This window comes from Bacillus sp. NS1 (genome assembly GCF_058248265.1).
In genome coordinates, this window is sequence record NZ_JBZAZF010000005.1 from 150095 (window position 1) to 167969 (window position 17875).

The 17875-nt window shown below is 45.8% G+C and carries 16 protein-coding genes; 2 read left to right on the top strand and 14 right to left on the bottom strand.

What is annotated here, in order from left to right; translation table 11 throughout:
- The 6 genes from AC4CV5_RS17990 to lrpC all read right to left on the bottom strand — a co-directional run bounded on the left by AC4CV5_RS17990 (position 1) and on the right by lrpC (position 7783).
- Positions 1-1263 (bottom strand): glycosyltransferase family 2 protein, encoded by a 1263-nt coding sequence (locus tag AC4CV5_RS17990; protein ID WP_003240289.1) that lies wholly within the window; start codon positions 1261-1263, stop codon positions 1-3.
- On the bottom strand, positions 1256-2965 hold the full coding sequence (locus AC4CV5_RS17995) for a DUF2334 domain-containing protein (RefSeq protein ID WP_490923542.1): 1710 nt from the start codon (positions 2963-2965) through the stop codon (positions 1256-1258). Before AC4CV5_RS17995 ends, AC4CV5_RS17990 begins: the two co-directional genes overlap by 8 nt.
- A gap of 10 nt (positions 2966-2975) precedes the next feature.
- Positions 2976-3827, bottom strand: coding sequence for a diguanylate cyclase domain-containing protein (locus AC4CV5_RS18000; protein WP_490923500.1), 852 nt, complete (start codon positions 3825-3827; stop codon positions 2976-2978).
- Positions 3808-4896 carry a lipoprotein YdaJ gene (locus AC4CV5_RS18005; protein WP_490923502.1) on the bottom strand — a complete coding sequence of 363 codons (1089 nt, stop codon included), beginning with the start codon at positions 4894-4896 and terminating at the stop codon, positions 3808-3810. The genes AC4CV5_RS18000 and AC4CV5_RS18005 overlap by 20 nt, the downstream gene beginning before the upstream one ends.
- 201 nt (positions 4897-5097) lie before the next feature.
- Entirely contained in the window at positions 5098-7284 is a 2187-nt protein-coding gene (locus AC4CV5_RS18010) for a DNA topoisomerase III (RefSeq protein ID WP_166854256.1), read from the bottom strand.
- A 64-nt stretch (positions 7285-7348) separates the two neighbouring features.
- Positions 7349-7783 carry a transcriptional regulator LrpC gene (lrpC, locus tag AC4CV5_RS18015; RefSeq protein WP_326222622.1) on the bottom strand — a complete coding sequence of 145 codons (435 nt, stop codon included), beginning with the start codon at positions 7781-7783 and terminating at the stop codon, positions 7349-7351.
- A gap of 185 nt (positions 7784-7968) precedes the next feature.
- On the opposite strand from lrpC, the gene AC4CV5_RS18020 reads away from it, so the two are divergent.
- Positions 7969-8259 carry a DUF3817 domain-containing protein gene (locus tag AC4CV5_RS18020; RefSeq protein WP_003240278.1) on the top strand — a complete coding sequence of 97 codons (291 nt, stop codon included), beginning with the start codon at positions 7969-7971 and terminating at the stop codon, positions 8257-8259.
- A gap of 47 nt (positions 8260-8306) precedes the next feature.
- On the opposite strand, the gene amj is transcribed toward AC4CV5_RS18020, so the two are convergent.
- From amj to AC4CV5_RS18045, 5 genes are all read right to left on the bottom strand, one after another.
- Positions 8307-9116 carry a lipid II flippase Amj gene (gene amj / locus AC4CV5_RS18025; protein WP_166854258.1) on the bottom strand — a complete coding sequence of 270 codons (810 nt, stop codon included), beginning with the start codon at positions 9114-9116 and terminating at the stop codon, positions 8307-8309.
- Between the two features lie 504 nt (positions 9117-9620).
- Entirely contained in the window at positions 9621-10043 is a 423-nt protein-coding gene (locus tag AC4CV5_RS18030; RefSeq protein ID WP_166854259.1) for a pyridoxamine 5'-phosphate oxidase family protein, read from the bottom strand.
- A 77-nt stretch (positions 10044-10120) separates the two neighbouring features.
- On the bottom strand, positions 10121-10672 hold the full coding sequence (locus AC4CV5_RS18035; RefSeq protein ID WP_490923504.1) for a GNAT family N-acetyltransferase: 552 nt from the start codon (positions 10670-10672) through the stop codon (positions 10121-10123).
- 87 nt (positions 10673-10759) lie between these two features.
- The gene (gene lyxE / locus AC4CV5_RS18040; RefSeq protein ID WP_490923505.1) at positions 10760-11263 is read right to left on the bottom strand and encodes a D-lyxose ketol-isomerase; all 504 of its coding nucleotides are present in this window, start codon (positions 11261-11263) and stop codon (positions 10760-10762) included.
- A 15-nt stretch (positions 11264-11278) separates the two neighbouring features.
- The gene (locus AC4CV5_RS18045) at positions 11279-12139 is read right to left on the bottom strand and encodes an SDR family oxidoreductase (protein WP_490923506.1); all 861 of its coding nucleotides are present in this window, start codon (positions 12137-12139) and stop codon (positions 11279-11281) included.
- A 150-nt stretch (positions 12140-12289) separates the two neighbouring features.
- Between AC4CV5_RS18045 and AC4CV5_RS18050 the strand changes: the two genes are divergently transcribed.
- Positions 12290-12886 (top strand): class I SAM-dependent methyltransferase, encoded by a 597-nt coding sequence (locus tag AC4CV5_RS18050; RefSeq protein WP_490923507.1) that lies wholly within the window; start codon positions 12290-12292, stop codon positions 12884-12886.
- A gap of 17 nt (positions 12887-12903) precedes the next feature.
- Here the strand turns inward: AC4CV5_RS18050 and AC4CV5_RS18055 are convergent, their stop codons facing one another.
- The 3 genes from AC4CV5_RS18055 to AC4CV5_RS18065 all read right to left on the bottom strand — a co-directional run bounded on the left by AC4CV5_RS18055 (position 12904) and on the right by AC4CV5_RS18065 (position 17804).
- On the bottom strand, positions 12904-14415 hold the full coding sequence (locus AC4CV5_RS18055; RefSeq protein WP_166854263.1) for a class I adenylate-forming enzyme family protein: 1512 nt from the start codon (positions 14413-14415) through the stop codon (positions 12904-12906).
- 211 nt (positions 14416-14626) lie between these two features.
- Positions 14627-16711, bottom strand: a complete 2085-nt coding sequence (gene mtlR / locus AC4CV5_RS18060; protein WP_166854264.1) for a mannitol operon transcriptional activator MtlR — start codon at positions 16709-16711, stop codon at positions 14627-14629.
- Positions 16712-16901: 190 nt separating this feature from the next.
- On the bottom strand, positions 16902-17804 hold the full coding sequence (locus AC4CV5_RS18065; protein ID WP_166854265.1) for an aldo/keto reductase: 903 nt from the start codon (positions 17802-17804) through the stop codon (positions 16902-16904).
- Between the last annotated feature and the right edge of the window lie 71 nt (positions 17805-17875).

Consider the following 17875-nt stretch of genomic DNA (forward strand, 5'->3'; position numbering starts at 1 on the left):
TCACCCGCTTTTATGTTGATTGTATCGTTCTGTTTTGTACCATTTGACCTCCTGCTTGAATAAACGGTGCTTGATTTCTACGAATAAAGAATAGATGACCAGCACAATCCATGCCTGCGAGTATGTAAAGTACATGAGAAATACGATAAAAAAGTTTTGCCTGTTCATTTCTGTTTTTTCAATGCTCAACGTAATCATGACCTCTGTCATAAATAAAAAGAACGCCAAAATCCAGAGAATCATAGCCAAAAAGCCGACCGACAAATGCAAATCATAAAACAGATTGACTACAAATATCGTATTTGACATGATCACGCCAAAGAAAAACAAGAAGTACGTAAAGAAAAAATAAAACAAATCAAAGATAATCCGTTTTCGTTTGAGCTTGAAAAACTGCGCCAAAAATTTCAGCACAACATATTGATTGCCGCGCGCCCATCTGGTGCGCTGGCGCCACCACACCTTCCACGTTTCCGGCTCCTGCTCCCAAGTGATGGCGGCAGGGAAAAAGCGGATGTGATAGCCGAGGTTATACACCCGGATGGTCAGCTCAGTATCCTCGGCGAGCGCTTTGTCATCCCAGCCTCCGAGCTTTTCAATAATGCTTCTGCGGATCGCGAAGTTGGTGCCTGGGATGGTGGCGATTTTGAACCACTTCCATCTGCCTCCCTGGGCCATCCATTGAAAACAGATCGTTTCGATATTAATAAACTTAGTCAAGAGCGTTTTTGCCGCATTGATGACGCGGAATTTCCCAACCACGGCGCCTGCCTTTTCATCATTCATCAGGCCAAGCACAAGGTAATACACGGCCATTTTCTCAGGCGTGTTGTCGGCGTCATATACACAGATCACATCGCCGTTTGATTCAGCAAAACCAGAGTTAAGTGCAGAGGATTTGCCTTTTCCTGCGTTTGGCGGCTTGGTGATCACCATTTTGATGAAATCGTATTTCTCGGAAAATTCATTGACGATGTCACCCGTCCGGTCTGATGAATTGTCATTAACGACGATAATTTCCAGCCGGTCCTTCGGATAATAAAGGTTGACCATCGCCTTCAGCGTCTGCCGAATCACAACCTCTTCGTTATGCGCCGGGATGAGGACACTGACCTTTGGCAGCTCCTTCATGTTTTCTCTCCACTTCGGGATGTTCCGTTCGAAGGTCATATAGTGGCGGAACCCGCCCTGCATAAGAAACATGTGGTAGAGAAGCATGACCCATATTAAACTTAGCGAGATAAAGAACAGCGTATTACCCAAGGCTTCTTCTCTCCTTAAAAATTCGTTTTTTCAATGTGGCTCTCAAGTAAAACGTATAACTGACAAACATCACGACAAATAAGAGCACGATTGCGGAGAGAATCCATAACGCCTTTTCCAGAGGGGTTTGCCGATGATGATCGAAAAACTCGTCAATGGCACTGACGCCGTTTTTCACCTGAATCGTTCCGTCACCGCTTGTATGGATTTCCACTTTGTCTGTTTTGACGGTTTGTTTCGTTTTCTTTAAATCAAGCCATTCACTGTCCGGAATGCGTTCCATCTGATCAACCAGCTCCGGCAGATATTTCATCCCGAGATATGGATGATAAAATCCTCCGGCAACTCCGCCTTCAAAATCAATCATCTGGGAGATGTGCTCCTCCATATCGCCGAGCGGATTTTGCTTTGATGTATCAACAAAGCCGATCGTTTCCGGATACAGCGTCATGCCGTACAGCATCGAAGGAGCACTCACAAACGGAGATGCACCGGATGTTTTCCACGTTGTGCCGCTGAGCTGGATCTGGCCGAATATGCTTGTAAAATATTGCGAGGCAATTTGATAGCCGTATTCGGACATCGTGTAATGCGGCGCTTCAAACGCCAGCGGGTAGAGACCCAATGATGTCAAATCCTCGATGGCACGCGTCAGTTTTTGCTTTGTATATGTTTCTTCCTTTTCACGAAATGGTTTTAGATAGCTGTTATAGGCTTGTTCGTTCGGAAAGTCTTGTTCTTTTTCCAAAATAGACGGGTTGTCTTCGGCATTTCCGGATGTAATCGGCTGATCAGCCTTTGCATCCCAAAATTCAAAGCCCTCGCCTGTTTCACTGTAGCGATAGGCGTGTGTATAGCCGTGAACAATGATACTGCCGCCCATGCTTTGCAGCTTTTTCAGCACTTTGACCATCTTCGGTTTATCAGACATATACACTTTGTCGCCTGTTTCCGGATTCAAATAAACCGGAATCACCGCCAGAATAAAAGGAACATGCCTCTTATGCAGATATGCACCGGCTTGAAGCAGCAATTTTTCATCAGACATCGGGCTGATATCCTCGAGACGCAAATACAATAACGACGTCCCCGCCTTCTCCCCGAAGGCTTCCCTGAGCTGTTTCGCCACGATCAAATTGTCATTTAACAAATTCGTTAATCCAATGTACACATTCGCTTTTTTTGTTTTCCATATAAAAGAATGCGTTTTGCCGTCATCAGCTTTGAAGGTATAAAGCGCCTTTCCTTTCAAGCCTGATACGCTCAGGACGTTAAGCCCGCTCTCCAGAGATACATCGGTCTTTTCCGACCTGCTGTGGACCTGATACACATTTTCTTTGCGGGCTAATGAAAGCCCGGAAAATTGGCTGATTTGTCCTGCGTTATAGCCTATAGCGACAACAGGTTTTTTTACGCTGCTGATAAGAGACACCAGTTTTTTGCTGAGCTTTCTTTTCGTTTGGCCGTAATAAATCACATGGTCTTTGCCTTTAAAATCCGACCCTTCGACGTCTGAATCTTTTTTGACAGTCACATGGGATGTAAAGTGGCCCGCAAGCAAATCGAGCATTTTGACTTGAGACGACTCTTTGCCGTCCAAGGTTGAATAGATGATGAGAATGCCGGCATCATGCCCTTTCGCTTGTGCGGAAACGGGAAAAGACGCAATAGCTGAAAGCAGAAGCATCGTGACGCAGAGCAGCGTGATTCCTTTATAGTTCATTCATCATCATCTCGTTTTCCAGTTCTTCTAAAAATTGATCTGCTGTTTTGATATCTTTGCGGTAAGGCAAATAGCAGACGTGGAACGTGAGCGACACATACTTGCCATTTTCCAGCTGATATGTGTCCAATTGTTTTTTCAGCTTTGTCAGGACAGCCGGCATATGTTCAGCGGGCGTGTGCGTCAGCACAATCCCGATACGCTCGTCAGAGGGACGGAATTTCTTATCCGTTTCCCGGACGCTTGACCTGATTTGCTGACTGACATATTGGAAGAGACGGTCCGTTTCTTTTTCACCGTATAAAGACTTAAACTCTTTGAAGTAGTGCATATGCAGCAGCAAAAACACGAAAGAATTGCCGTAGCGTTCCGCCCGCTTGATTTCTTCTGAAAGTTCCAGCTTCATTCTCTGCTTGTTATCAAAGCCGGTCACTCTGTCAACAGCGACAAAGCTTTTGATTTCGGATTGAAGGCGTGTAACTGAACGCCGAAGCTCTGCTGCAATATCATGGATTCTTCCAGCTATAAAAGAAAACAGCAAAAGTGCAACTCCCCACACGACAAGCATTCTCAGCCCTTCCTCAGCCGAAAATAGCGCAGCCTGTCCAGTCTGGAAAAACATCATTAAGGTACCGAGAACAAAGAGTACGATTAAGGTTAATGCCAGCGCGTAAGTCGGGCCGAACCAGATGCCTGCGGCGATGACGACAAACGTGATGCAAAGAATCAGAGCCCCTTCCGATTGCTGGGCTGACACATAATAAATAAACAGAGACAGGGCTGCGATGAGCCCTGAAAAATAAGAAAATAATTTTTGTGATTCATTGAATGATATTTTCATTAAAAAGCTTCCTTTCGGCTAACAGCGGCAGCAGATTGTCAAAAGAATGCGTCTGAGTGCCGCTCATATAGCCTCCATAATACGATTTCACCGGATCATGAATTTCAAAGTCACTCATTCTGTCATATATGGCTTTGATGACAGAGCTGTCTTCATGCTGTTTCGTTAAAAATAATACGGCTAATGCGTATACGGATGGCGACTCATATTGGACGGCAGGCTCCTTCGTATCTGCCGAATATCGTCCGTACAGCTTTCCGTTTGTCTGAAATTCCTGCTTGATCCAGTCCGCTAAAACAGCGGCTTTTTCATCCCCTTCCGGCAAATGCCACGCAGCGTACAGCTGATCAATCAGGTTGATTTCGCTGTCATATGTGTATTCCTTTGTCTCAGAGCTGTATGTCTTCGGCAGAAAGCCATTTTTTAAAGGAGCTGAATAGAGAACATTGGCATTCCGCCGTTCCGTTTCTTCGTCTATGATTCCATTCTTCTTTAAGACAGCTAACGCATCAGGCATGACATATGAAATCGTCACATCCTTTGAAGCGGCCTGTGAGTCGTAAAAGTCTGTAAATAACCCGTTGTTCATATTGTGTATCTTCAAAGCCGTGCCGATATCCCGGGCCGTTTGCGCATAGTCGCTTCGGCCCCATTTGGCGGCGGCTTGGTCAAGAGACAGCATAATTCTCATATCATCTATCAGCGCATTCGTCCCGCTCGCTTGGCCATTTTGAATCTTCCACGTCACCAAGTGATTGCTCATCAGAAATGAATCAGTCAGATGCTGATATTGCTCCTGAAAATGCGGAGCGTCATTTTTGCTGATCAGAAACTCCATCCACAGGCCGAGAGATTCTGATAAAAACGAAGGCTGGTCTGAAAAATCGGTTTTGATCAACCCTTGGCTATTCATTAGATTGTGATAGATGAAATACTCCGCCGGCTGGAGCGGGCTGGCATTCACTTCTGCCGCTGACTGATTTTGGGTTTTGTTTCCAGCTTCAGCGCACCCTGCGGAAAGTCCGATAGATAAGAAGAATAAGATGACAGCAATTAACACATGCCTCACAGGCAAATCCCCCTTTGTCGCCTGAAGCGAATCAGACGCTCACAAATATATGTAGACGAAAATATGACTGCCATGTTACAAATTACATTTACTATAAAAGAAAAAAATGCAGATTGCTAGCTTTTTTTTCCCTTTTTAAACATCCAAATAACGGGACCTAAGTCCAATAAAAAACCTGTGCGATATGCACAGGTTTTTCTATTATTTATCCAAACCGAGTTTCTTCAGCTGTTCTGCCAGGGCGTTGTTAATCGGCTCTTCTTTATTATTTTGTTTTTTCATATAAGAGGAAACGTCCCGTTTGGAAGCGCGCCCTTTATCTTTATTTTTTCGTTTTTCAAATACGGAAAGCTTCTCACGGTGCCCGCATACACACGCAAAGGTCTGTCCCTCACCTTGGCCGCGAAGCTCCATTTTTTTATGGCAGTTCGGGCAGCGCGCGTTTGTTTTTCGGGCAATCGTTTTTCTGCTTCCGCATTCACGGTCTTGGCACACGAGCATCGTGCCGCGTTTGCCGTTTACCTTCAGCATCATTTTGCCGCATTCGGGGCATGCCGTTCCCGTGATGTTATCATGTCTGAAGGTTTGGCTGCTGTTTTTGATTTCTTTTACCGTTTGGTTAGCATAAGCCTTCATGTCTTTAATAAAGACAGCTGATTTTAATTTGCCGGCGGCGATCGCAGACAGCTTTTGCTCCCATTCTGCCGTTAAGGCCGGTGATTTCAAATCCTCCGGAACAAGCTGCAGGAGCTGTTTTCCTTTAGAAGTGATAAAAATATCTTTGTCTTTTTTCTCTATTAAAAAGCTGTTGAACAGTTTTTCAATAATGTCCGCACGCGTTGCCACCGTGCCGAGGCCGCCTGTTTCTCCAAGCGTTTTGACGAGGCCTTTTTCTTCTCCCTGCATAAAGGCGCTTGGATTTTCCATCGCTGACAGCAGGGTCCCTTCGTTAAAGCGGGCAGGCGGCTTCGTTTGACCGCTTGTTTCAGTTAACGTGCGGACGGCAAGAGCATCGCCTTTTTGAAGTGCAGGGAGTGTCTGATCTCTGTCATCCTCCTGCTCATCATCCTCATCCGCCATGTCATAAACGGCTTTCCACCCTTGTGACTGCACAGTTTTTCCTTTCGCCGTAAAGGTTTCTCCGCCGATTTCTGCGATGACCTTTGTTTCCTCATATTCAAATGCCGGCATTAATACAGCAAGGAAACGTTTCGCAATCAGGTCATACAGTTTCCGTTCTTTATCACTCAGACTGCTGAGAACGAGCGGCTCTTCAGTCGGGATAATCGCGTGGTGGTCTGATACCTTCGCGTCATTGACGTAGCCTTTATGGGATTTGATGCCGCGTTTTTTAATTTGGCTGACATATTGGGCATACGGTTTTACTTCCATGCCTTCCAGACGGTCTTTTAGCGTCGGGACAATGTCACCGGATAAAAATCTTGAGTCCGTCCGCGGATATGTGACGAGTTTATGCTGCTCATACAGCTTCTGCAGCACAGAAAGCGTTTCTTTGGCAGAAAATCCGAAGCGCTTGTGGGCGTCACGCTGAAGCTCCGTTAAATCATAAAGCGCAGGAGCAAAGCTTTTTTTCGCTGTTTTTTTCAGCTCAGCAATGACCGCTTGCTTTCCTTCGAGGTCTTGTAGCAAACGGCTTGTTACATCTTGATTGAACGTTCTCGTCTGCTTTGATTTTTTGTCCTGCCACGTCAGCGTCATGCCATCAACCGACGCGCGGATGCCGTAATAGGGAACCGGCGTAAACGCTTGAATGTCCGCCTCGCGTTTTGCAATCATGGCAAGCGTCGGTGTCTGAACACGGCCGCACGAGAGCTGGGCATTGAATTTTGTGGTGAGTGCACGGGTCGCGTTAATTCCCACAATCCAATCCGCTTCCGCTCTGGCGACGGCAGAATGATACAGGTTTTCATATTCTTTGCCGCTGCGCAGCTTTTGAAAGCCTTCCTTGATCGCTTTATCTGTCACAGATGAAATCCACAGCCGCTTGATCGGCTTGCGGACATTCGCTTTTTCAATGATCCAGCGCGCAACAAGCTCCCCTTCCCGTCCTGCATCAGTCGCGATGACAATCTGATTGACGTCTTTACGGGTTAGCTGCGATTTAACCGCATTGAACTGTTTTCCGGTTTTTTTGATCACAACAAGCTTTAATGGTTCAGGGATAATCGGCAGATCCTCGAGCCGCCATGACTGAAACTCTTTTCCGTAGCCTTCCGGATCAGCAAGTGTCACCAAGTGGCCCAAAGCCCATGTAACAATATATTGATCTCCTTCGAGATAACCGTTTCCTTTTTTATGGCACTTCAGCACCCGGGCTAAATCCCGGCCGACTGAAGGTTTTTCAGCTAATACAACTGTTTTTGACATGCTTGATCACTTCTCTTTCTTTCACGCTCATCCTTTTATTATAACAGACTTGAATAAGCACTCTCTAACAATGCCCGTTTTTTGTGTCAATTTCTGAGAAAATAACGTGAGTGACGGTTTGCGCGTAGGGCGATGTTTTGTTAATGAAATCTTCTACCGCTGCGAGGCTTTCAGCGTTGATTTTCAGCATATAGCAGGCCGCTCCCGCAATCCGGTAGCAAAATTCGATATTCGGCAATGTTTGTATATAGCTTTTAAACCGCTCGTAATCCGCGTTTTTGACGGTTGCTTCCACAATGCAGGAAACGGGAAGCCCCAGCTTTTTCTGATCGACCTCCAGCGTGTATTGCTTGATGATCCCGAACGATTCAAGCTGCCTTACCCGTTCTGTCACGGATGGCGGCGAAAGCTTAATTTTCCTGCCTAATTCCCTCATTGACAAACGGCTGTCTTTCTTCAGCTCCGCAATGATATTCAGATCAATCTGGTCAAGTTTCATTTCAACATCCTTCTTTTATGATTTTGTACACATTATCTCGGGTATTTTTGTAAATGACAAGTACAGTCCCCTAGAAATAGCATGTAAAAATGAATGTTTTCCGAACATTTTCTGAAAGCTGTCATATGCGCTCCCTGGATTGTTTATAGTATAGAATGAAAACGTGTCCACAAGGAGGGCGATTTATGCTGCAAACACCGATCGGAAGACTTCGCACGATGGGGTTTATTGAAGGAATGTCACTCTTAATCCTGCTGTTCATCGCCATGCCGCTAAAATATTGGGCGGGCCTTCCGCTTGCGGTAACAATTGTCGGTTCGGTTCACGGCGGGTTGTTCATTTTGTATTTGCTTGTCTTGGCGTATGCGACACTCTCTGTCAAATGGTCGCTGAAATGGTCAGCCGCCGGCTTCATCGCTGCTTTTGTCCCATTCGGAAACTTTTTGTACGACCGCGGATTAAGGAAATATAAATAAGTAAGCGCGAAAAAGGCTGGATCTTTATGATCCAGCCTTTCTTATTATCAAAACCACTTTGTCAGCCACGCGATATAGTAGGCGCCCGGAATAAACATCAGCTGAGCGAGGAGAGTCCCCGCCACCCTTGATGTGACCATCGTTACAGAGGTCCATTTTAAATACGTATAGCTTCGTTTTCCTTTTGCCACATCATCGGCAAGAACGGATACCTTTGGATCAACAAAAATCGCCAGCAGCATCGTCGCAATCCCGTTGATCAAGCCCGATGCCATGACGGCTGTCGTGCTGCGCTCAGGCGCCAGAAGGCCTGCGTACAAAGCCGAAAGCACGCCAATCGTATAAATTGATGTGATCAGCATGTTGATGACAAACAAACGCTTTGGTATCAGGCGGATGTGAAATCCCTTTACATACGAAACAGACGGCAGACGCAAATAGGAAAGGGCATTTTTGAATCCTTGTTTCGAGAATCCCTTTCGAAACACTTGAAAAACAGAGCCGCCGCCGTTCGCCAAGTGAATAATCGCCCGTGAAAAAAGCGCAACAAAAGACGGGAGCAAGATAATGCCCAGAATGGTGCCGACTGTCGATCCGAAAATCAAGAAGCGGAACTGCTCACCTACAATCTCAAGGGCGTTTTTTCCCGCATCATCAATTAAATGTCCGGTAAAGGGCTGCTGCACCATGTTCGACATTCTAGACACGATGACCATGACATTAAACAGGGAGAGCGCGGACGCAATAAATCCCACGCGGGCTCCGGAAAGCCTTGTGGCGTAAGCTAAGGTTTCTATCGAGTGAATCAATAATAAAAAACAGAATATAAAAAGTACTTGTGTTGTAATGACATGCACGTTATTCTTCCTCCAATTTCATCCTAGAGATAAGACTGGAAAGAAGACAAAGAGGTTTCAGTGCGATGTGTTTTTTAACAATAAAAAAACCGCCGGCATACGCCGAGCGGTTTGTCTTATTCTTTTCTATACGCAAATAAAGATTATATCATCCGCCAAGTCGGGCGGGTTAGATTCATAAAGCATTGTTCCGAAGAATCATTCTGGAAAGTAAACACCATGGAAATTTCTTGAACACAAGACAACGAAAGCCCTACCTCTCAATCGTCACTGCGGCTCCGAAGCCGCGCCGGTGTGAATTGTAAAACAAAAAAGTCTTTTTTCCATCTCATCGTTAGGGGCGATTTGTTATGAAGGAAAAGAATAAGGGCAGCTGGTTATGCTGCTTGGAAGCGGTAAGCTTCTCTCTCAAAACAGAAAAAAGAAGTTTACTTTCTTTTTTATTTGCTTATTTTTCTTACTAGCTATTCATGATAACATATCGCCCCTGAAAACACAAATTTCTTATAGCTCGAGTGAGACCGGTGTTTTCTCTCCGGCATTCATTAATCTGATATCCTCCGGTTCAATTTCAAGAATCACCAGATTCGGATCATCCTTACCGTCAAACCAGCGCTCTAATTTGGAACTCCATATTTTATCCTTCAGTTCAGCCGAATTGTTGATTTTGGCTTTTCCTTCAACTTCAACATACGCGTCGCCAAAGCCTTCACAATCATAGCCTAATAAAATGTGAACATTGGGGTTATTCTCAATTTCTTCGGCTTTATGAGTGTCCTTGCTTGTCGGTGTGTAAATCGTCAGCCCATCATGGAAAAATGTCATGTAGCGGGAATGCGGTTTGCCCTTTTGAACCGTTGCGAGCGAACCTACTTTATGGTGATCTAGAACATCAAGCACTTTTTGTTTAATGTCTTGCTGATTCATCTCGAATCACTCCTTTTTAACGTCTCCGCTGTTACTTTTCCACATCTGGGTAAGATTTAAACAAGAAAATGCGCGCTTTATTTTGAACCTTTCCATTCACGCTTCAGCAAGCTGTAATAGACAAGGTCATGATACCTGCCATTAACGAATAAGCCGTCCCGTGCCGTTCCTTCCTCTTGAAAGCCGAGCCGCTCCGGGACCGCTCTGCTTTTTTTGTTCCCGACAGCAGCACAGAGAGCAACGCGATTCAGCCCAAGCTCTTCAAAAGCATATGTGATGAGTGTTCGGCAGGCGGCGGTAACGATGCCTTTGCCTTCAAATTCTTTGGCAATCCAGTATCCGATTTCGGCTTTACGATTGATCTGGTCTAGATGATGCAGGCCGATCATGCCGCATAGGCTGCCGTCATAAAGGAGCCCCGCTTCGATGCTGCTTAGGTCGGCATACTCCCGCCGCCAACCTGGGATGATCGTTTCACTGTACGTTTCAGCACTGCTTGGATTTTCCGCCCAAAACAGCCACTGGCCAAGCCGCTGCTGATTTTCTATAATAAGTTCAGCAAGCCGCTCCGCATCCTTTGGCTCCAGTAACCGGATGGTGATGTGCTCATTTACCTTGCAGGTAAACATTCCCTCGCCCTCTTTCCTTTTTTACCCATTATAGCGGTGATTTTATTTTTTTCAATACAAAAAAGGATGGGCTGTTACGCCTCATCCTTATATTCTTGGATCTGTAAAGATATCATGTTTATCTGTGCTCGTCGAAGACATTTCCGTCACCACGGCACCTTCTTCCCCGGCCTGGAACCAATGCTTGGTGTTTGGGGGAATGGTATATTGCCCGCCCGGTTCAAGTTCAATTTCGTGCCAGACCGTATAGTGTTCTCTATCCTCCTGCGGTGGGAGAACCTTTGGAAGCTGCGTTTTTTCTCCTTCTACGTAAAGATACACTTTTCCGTAGCGGCAACGGAATGTCTCCTGCTTGCCTTCCTGGCCGCCTACCGGCGGATGGCGGTGTTCCGGGCAAGTCTGTCCCGGAAACAGTACCAGTTCCTTTGAGCAATAACGGTCTGTATTGACGTAGACAAAGAGCTGGAGCCCGACTTTTCTTTCTTTTCCTAAGCCGTAGTCCATCAGCTGGATTTGGTCTACTTCCTTATCCGTTAAGACAATACCAGCTTTTTGATAGTAGCCGTTTACTTCCTCTTTCGTGATGCTCATGTGTCTCACTCCCTCTTACGTCGTCACAAAATCCCCGCCGTTGACATGCAGCGTCTGGCCTGTCATGTAAGATGACTCGTCTGAAGCCAGCAGCACATAACAGCCAACGTGCTCAACAGGCTGACCCGGACGGCCCATCGGCGTATTTTGCCCAAATTGTGCAACTTTATCTTCAGAGAACGTAGACGGGATTAATGGTGTCCAAATTGGTCCTGGCGCGACTGCGTTTACACGGATGCCGTCTTTGACAAGCGCCTGCGCCATTGTTCTTGTAAAGGCATTGATCGCACCCTTTGTCGCTGTATAATCAATCAGCGTCGGGTTCCCGCGATACGGGTTGATAGAAGTTGTGTTGATGATGGCGCTGCCCGGTTTCAGATAATCAATTGCTTTTTTAGTCAAATAAAATTGAGAATAAAAGTTTGTTTTGAATGTGCGGTGAAGCTGTTCGCTGGTAATGTCTTTGATGCTTTCCTTCGGATGCTGTTCACCGGCATTGTTTACAAGGATGTCCAAGCCGCCTAGTTCCTTTACCGTTTTTTCAACCGCTTCATTGCAGAATTCCTCTTCACCTACGTCACCAGCGATCAGCAGGCATTTTACGCCTTCTTGTTCTACGCGCTTCTTCGTCTCTTCGGCGTCCTCATGCTCATCCTTATACACAATGGCGATGTCAGCACCTTCCTTTGCGTAAGCAACGGATACCGCGCGTCCGATCCCGCTGTCGCCGCCTGTAATGAGCGCTACTTTTCCTTTTAATTTGTCCGCTCCTTTATAATCCTCATACTCATACACCGGACTTGGATTCATGTCGCTTTCAATTCCCGGCTGGTGATTTTGGGTTTGGGCCGGCAGTTCTTTTGGATAATTGGCCATGATGATTCTCCTCCTTTGTTTTCATGTCTATTTGTTGTGTACCTCACACGTTCGTTGGATAAACATGGATTGGCACCTTCACATTGCTTTATCAGAAAAATGTTTCACATGAAACGAAAGGAGGAAATAACTTGCAAAGGGGGTTGCTGAATGATTAACATGCTTTCTAAAAAATTCAGCAAGCCAAAGGGCGTATTCGGCATGATTGCCGGGTACATCATGGCGGCTGAAAATCAGACACTGAATCAGTGGACAATAGACCATCTGGCGATCACACGGGGGGATAGCATTTTAGAAGTCGGATTTGGGCCGGGATACTGCATGCAGCAGATGATGAAACGTGAAAAGGACATTCATCTTCATGGGATAGATGTGTCAGAGGCCATGCTGAAGCTGGCCGCTCGCAGAGTAAAATCGAAAGGTGTGCGACTGATACAAGGAAGCGTCGAGACATTTCCTCTTACCGCCTCGTTTTATGATAAAGTGATTTCCGTTAACAACTACACCATCTGGAATGACCAGACAAAAGGCATGAAACAGATTTATCAGGCGCTAAAGCCCGGAGGCAAAGCAGCGATTACGATGCAGCCGCGGGAAGCGGATGCCAGTCCCGAGAAAACCAAATTATTTGGAAAACAGATGATTGCCGACTTTAAAGAAGCCGGCTTCGAAGACATTGAGTTGCAATTTAAAAACATTAAGCCTGAGCTTTCTGTCTGTGTTACTGCAAAAAAGCCCGCCACTTAAGTGGCGGGCTTCTCCTTTTATGAATGTACGGCCTGCTTGCGCAAGACGTCTTTTTTCACCTTGCCTAGGTTATTTTTGGGCAGTTCGTTAACGAATTCAACCTCAGGTATTTTGTAGGCGGAAAGGCGTTCCTGACAAAAAGCGATGACATCGTCTTCCGTCAAGCGCTGGGCACCGTTTTTCACGATAAAAGCTCTCGGTTTTTCCCCGTATAGCGGGTCTGGTATACCAACCACCGCTGTTTCAAGGATTCCCGGGATCTGTTGGATGACTTCTTCAACCTGATCCGGATAGACGTTATCGCCTCCGTAAATAATGACATCCTTATAGCGTCCAGTGATGAAAATAAAACCATCTTCATCTACATAGCCTGAATCTCCGGTTTTGAACCAGCCATTTTGCAGCACTTTTGCTGTCGCTTCAGGGTTGTCTTCATAGCCTTTAAATAAAAATGGGGTATGAACAACGATTTCGCCGATCTCCCCTTGAGGGAGTTCTTCTCCTGTCTCAGGATCTTCGACTTTGACTTTAACACCTTCCACAGGCTTTCCGGCAGAGGCTGCTTTATCCATTCCCATCTCAGGCAGCCAAGTGCTGATTCCCCAAGCCTCAGTGCTTCCATAGCCGTGCGCGAGCGGAATGCCGATATCAAGATAGCGGCGGATCAGGCTGCTCGGCACTTTTGTTCCGCCTGTCATCAAAATCACAAGCGAAGATAAGTCGGTTTGATGCGCTTCCCACGCTTCAAGCAAATACGTGTAAAACACAGGAAGAGCCATGACGGTTTGAATTTTTTCTTCTTCAATGACCTTCAGCATATGAACAGGATCTTGATCCTTCGTAAAAATGAAGGTTGTTCCCGCAAAGGTTCCAAGCATGATGCAAATGAGCGCACTCGTATGGTAAATCGGGTGGCATGCGAGAAAACGAAGGCCCTTCATGCGTGTTGTTGAGCTGTTGGATCTTGTTACGTATCTGTAAATACCGCCATGTGTGATCATACATCTTTTCGGATTTCCTGTCGTTCCAGACGTAAACATTAGAAGCGCTGTATCATCAGGGGAAACCATTTCAGTTTCGGGCAAATGATCAGGACCGGTAAACAGAGCTTCAAACTCAGCAGATGTTTCATAAGCTGTACCTGTTTCCATTGTTATACGCAGCGTAGACAGTTCAGGAAGAACTTCGTCCAGTGTCTCTTTAAACTCCGCTCCATAAAACATCGCTTTTGGCTCACTTGCTTTTAAAATGCCCGTCATTTCATATGGTTTCAGCTGCCAGCTGACAGGTACGACAACAGCACCTATTTCCAGCGCAGCAAACATAACAGTTGATGCGGGATGACCGTTTTTGCATAGCAATGCAACACGGTCGCCTTTTTGAATTCCTTTTTGAAGCATGGCATTCGCCAGCTGATTAATCCGTTTACGGTAACCTTTATATGTCAGTGTATGGGCTCCGCTTTTTACAGCCTCTATTTCTTCGCTATCCGGCATGTCATGCAGAATCAGATGCTGTAATGTTTCCATATCGTCATCTCCTATATTCTCTTGAATCTTCAATTATTTGTTAGATTTCCTTCCTTACCTCACCCATTTTAACCCAAAAAAGATAACTTGTAAAACTATTTCATTTTGGAATTATTCCATTACTGAATGATAAAATAGTCCCACTTTTGCTTATTTTGTACCCTCTCCACATAAAAACACACGCCAATTTTTTGACGTGTGCCATGCCGGATTACAGTATGTTTTTTTCCTTCATCCATGTGAAAAATATGCGATTTAACCGCTGGTACAGTTCTTGCTCTCCCTCTTCCTGAAACCCCGCCATGCTTTCTCTGCTCTCGATAATGGCGGAGCTGATCGCGCTTAAAATCTCCGATCCTTCAGCAGATAATGAGCCAGGCGCCATCATGACGAGAATGCGTGTCATGCTGAGGGTATTTCCGTCCATGCCATTCACTTCATAAGAGGTGCTGAGATCATACATTTTGAAAAAAGGCAGGACGATTTCATCATTTTTGAGATGATAAAGCGCCATGTTTGTCCCCGGGATCCCCAATCCCCCTTGTTTCTCCCGCTCCGCCAGGCAAACTGCCGCTTTTTTCGGATCACGGATCAAGCCATCTTTCTTCAGCTGTTGAAAAAGCTCTAACAGAAGCATACTATGATCCGGGTTTGTTTTAAGGTGAGATAGTGTAAAGTGCCTCAAAACATCCTGAATGACGGACATGTACTGTCCTATGCTTTCCGCCGCTTCCAGCATGTCAGGTACGTCCGCTTGCTGCGCTTCTTCTATCGGGATTCTTTTTTTCTCAAGAATGAGCGGAATTTTCCGCTTGATATACTGCTTCACCTGGTTTGCGTCTTCCTCATTTAAAAGGGGGCTGACCATAATGTAATCAATGTTTTCGTAAGGAATCGGAACGGTGGAAACGATCATATCATAGGCTTGGACGTCTTTGCCCTTCAGCTCAATCAAGGATGACATATCAAACGATTGAATTTCCGGCAGTTCTTTCTTTAGTCTGGAAGCAAGCATTTTCGAAGAGCCGATCCCGCTTGAGCAAACGACAAGCGCTTTCACTTTTGCTCCTTCTTTTTTGATTTCAAGGGCAGACCCGAAGTGCAGGACGATAAAAGCGATCTCATCATCAGAAAAGGACATACCCGGAAAATACTTTTCCACGCCTTCTTCAATTGCCATATACAGCAGAAAGTAATCGCGCTTGATCTGTTCCTTCATCGGGTTATATATCTCGATATTCTCTTTTATGCGGCTGACGGCCGGCTCCAAGTGGGCAATCAAGCCTTCATATAAAGAGTAGTTTTTCGTAAGATCCATCCTGATTTTGTCTGAAATAAACGCAATAAGCCGCTTTGTTTGCAGGGCTGTTTCCAGTTCGATTTCCTGTGCTTTATATTCTGTTTTGTATTTGCGATTGGCGCTTCGAAGATGGATCGTAATATAGCCGACCTCCGCCTCCGGAATCGTCACGCCGAAGGCACGTTCAAGCTCGCCCGCGATTTCAAGAGCCGAGCTGTATTCTTTCGCATTCTTCAGTTCCTCAAGCTCGGTTGGCTCCATGGTAATGGTTTCCCCAAGCTTAATCCGTTCGATCGCATACGTCAGATGGACGACGAGCGCTATATAGGAGCTGTCTGACAATGAAAAAGCGATTTTTTCTTTCATCTGAAATAAGATACGCTCCATTTTTAACAGCTCGCCTTTGCTGACTACGCCGAACATTTTCTCTGTAGAATCAGTTTTTCCTTTGATGTTTAATTCAACCGCTTCCAAAAACATTTGGATGTCGAGGCGGTTCACAATCAGGTTGCCGACAATTTTACGTTTTGCATTCTCCGGCCCAATGAGCTGGATGCCAAAACCTCTTTTACGGATCAGTGTCAATCCAAAGGGAGAAATCCATTTCTCCAGCTCGTCTAAGTCGTAGCTGACCGTTGCATTCGTTACTTGCAGGTCATGAGCTAGCGTGTACAGCTTGACAGGTTCCTGAGACTCTAATAACGAACAGAGAATAAGCAGTTTCCGTTCGTCCGCGCTATATTCATGCTGTTCATATGATAAATCGGTGAGCAGCTTTTGTTTATCTTCGGGACTTCCCACTGCCTTCAACCCTTTGCCAGGCTGTTTATCGAGCGTAAGCCCGACGGTTTCCATTAGCGGCTTAATTGATTTGAGCTCCCTGTGAATGGTTCTCGTGCTGACTTCCATCAGCTCCGCAAGCTCAGTTACGGTTACATATCGATTTTGTAATAACAAGTGCTTTAAAAGCTTTTGTTCTCTGGCAGTCATGTACATAAAAAAAGGCCTCCTAGACAGTCGTGATGTGCGGATGAAGTCGCAAGGAGATACAGGAGAGGAAAAAGAGAGGTTTTCTTTATAATATAAAACGCTTTCAAACAAGTTTCAATCACTTATAAATGGTAATTTGGCACTAAGGGGTGTGACAATATTGAAAAAGCACCAGCTGCTATGCTGATGCTTTTTGTTAAGGAATATCATAACCCTGTACGGCTGTAAAAATGCGGAACCACTGATCCTGATCAAGCTTGTATGCCAACGCGTTTACGGCGGAGGAAATCCGCTCGCGTTTTCCGCTTCCGACAATCGGCATGATGCCGGCCGGATGCGTAAACAGCCATGCATACATCACCTCGTCCAATGAAGCGGCTCCGATTTCCGCCTGAACAGATTCAAGCGCCGTGCGGACACGGCGGTCTTTACCTGTGTTACCAGTGAATACTTTGCCGCCTGCGAGCGGTGACCAAGCCATTGGCGGAATCCGTTTTTCTTGGCACAAGTTCAAAGTGCCGTCGAGTACATTTTCTAATTCATATGCCGAAAGCTCAATTTGGTTGGTCACGAGCTTCTCAGGCAAATACGATTCCAGCATGCGATACTGGTGATCTTTAAAATTGGAAACGCCGAAGTGTCTGACCTTGCCGGAGCATTTCAGCGCCTGAAACGCCTCTGCTACTCCCTCCGGATCCATGAGCGGGTCCGGTCTATGAATCAGCAGCACGTCGATATAATCCGTTCTAAGGTTTAGAAGGGATTGCTCAACAGATGCCAAAATATGTGACTTGCTTGTGTTGTAGTGATGCGAACTGTGAGCGGGACGTTCAGGTGATTCAAGAACGATGCCGCATTTTGTGACCAGCTCTATGTTTTCCCTTAATCCGGGCGAAAGGGAAAGGGCGTTTCCAAACAGTTTTTCGCACGTATAGCCTCCGTAAATATCCGCATGATCAAAGGTCGTGATGCCGTGATCGATACACCATTCAATGAGGCTGAGCAGTTCAGTATCTGAATAATCCCATTCATTCAGCCGCCAAAGCCCGTGTATGACTCTTGAAAATTGAAGATCCTCCGCCAATTGAATACGCTGCATGCAAAATCCCTCTTTTCTTTGGATAAACCGGGTCTTGCCCCTTACTAGTTCATTCGGCCTCAGATCCCCTT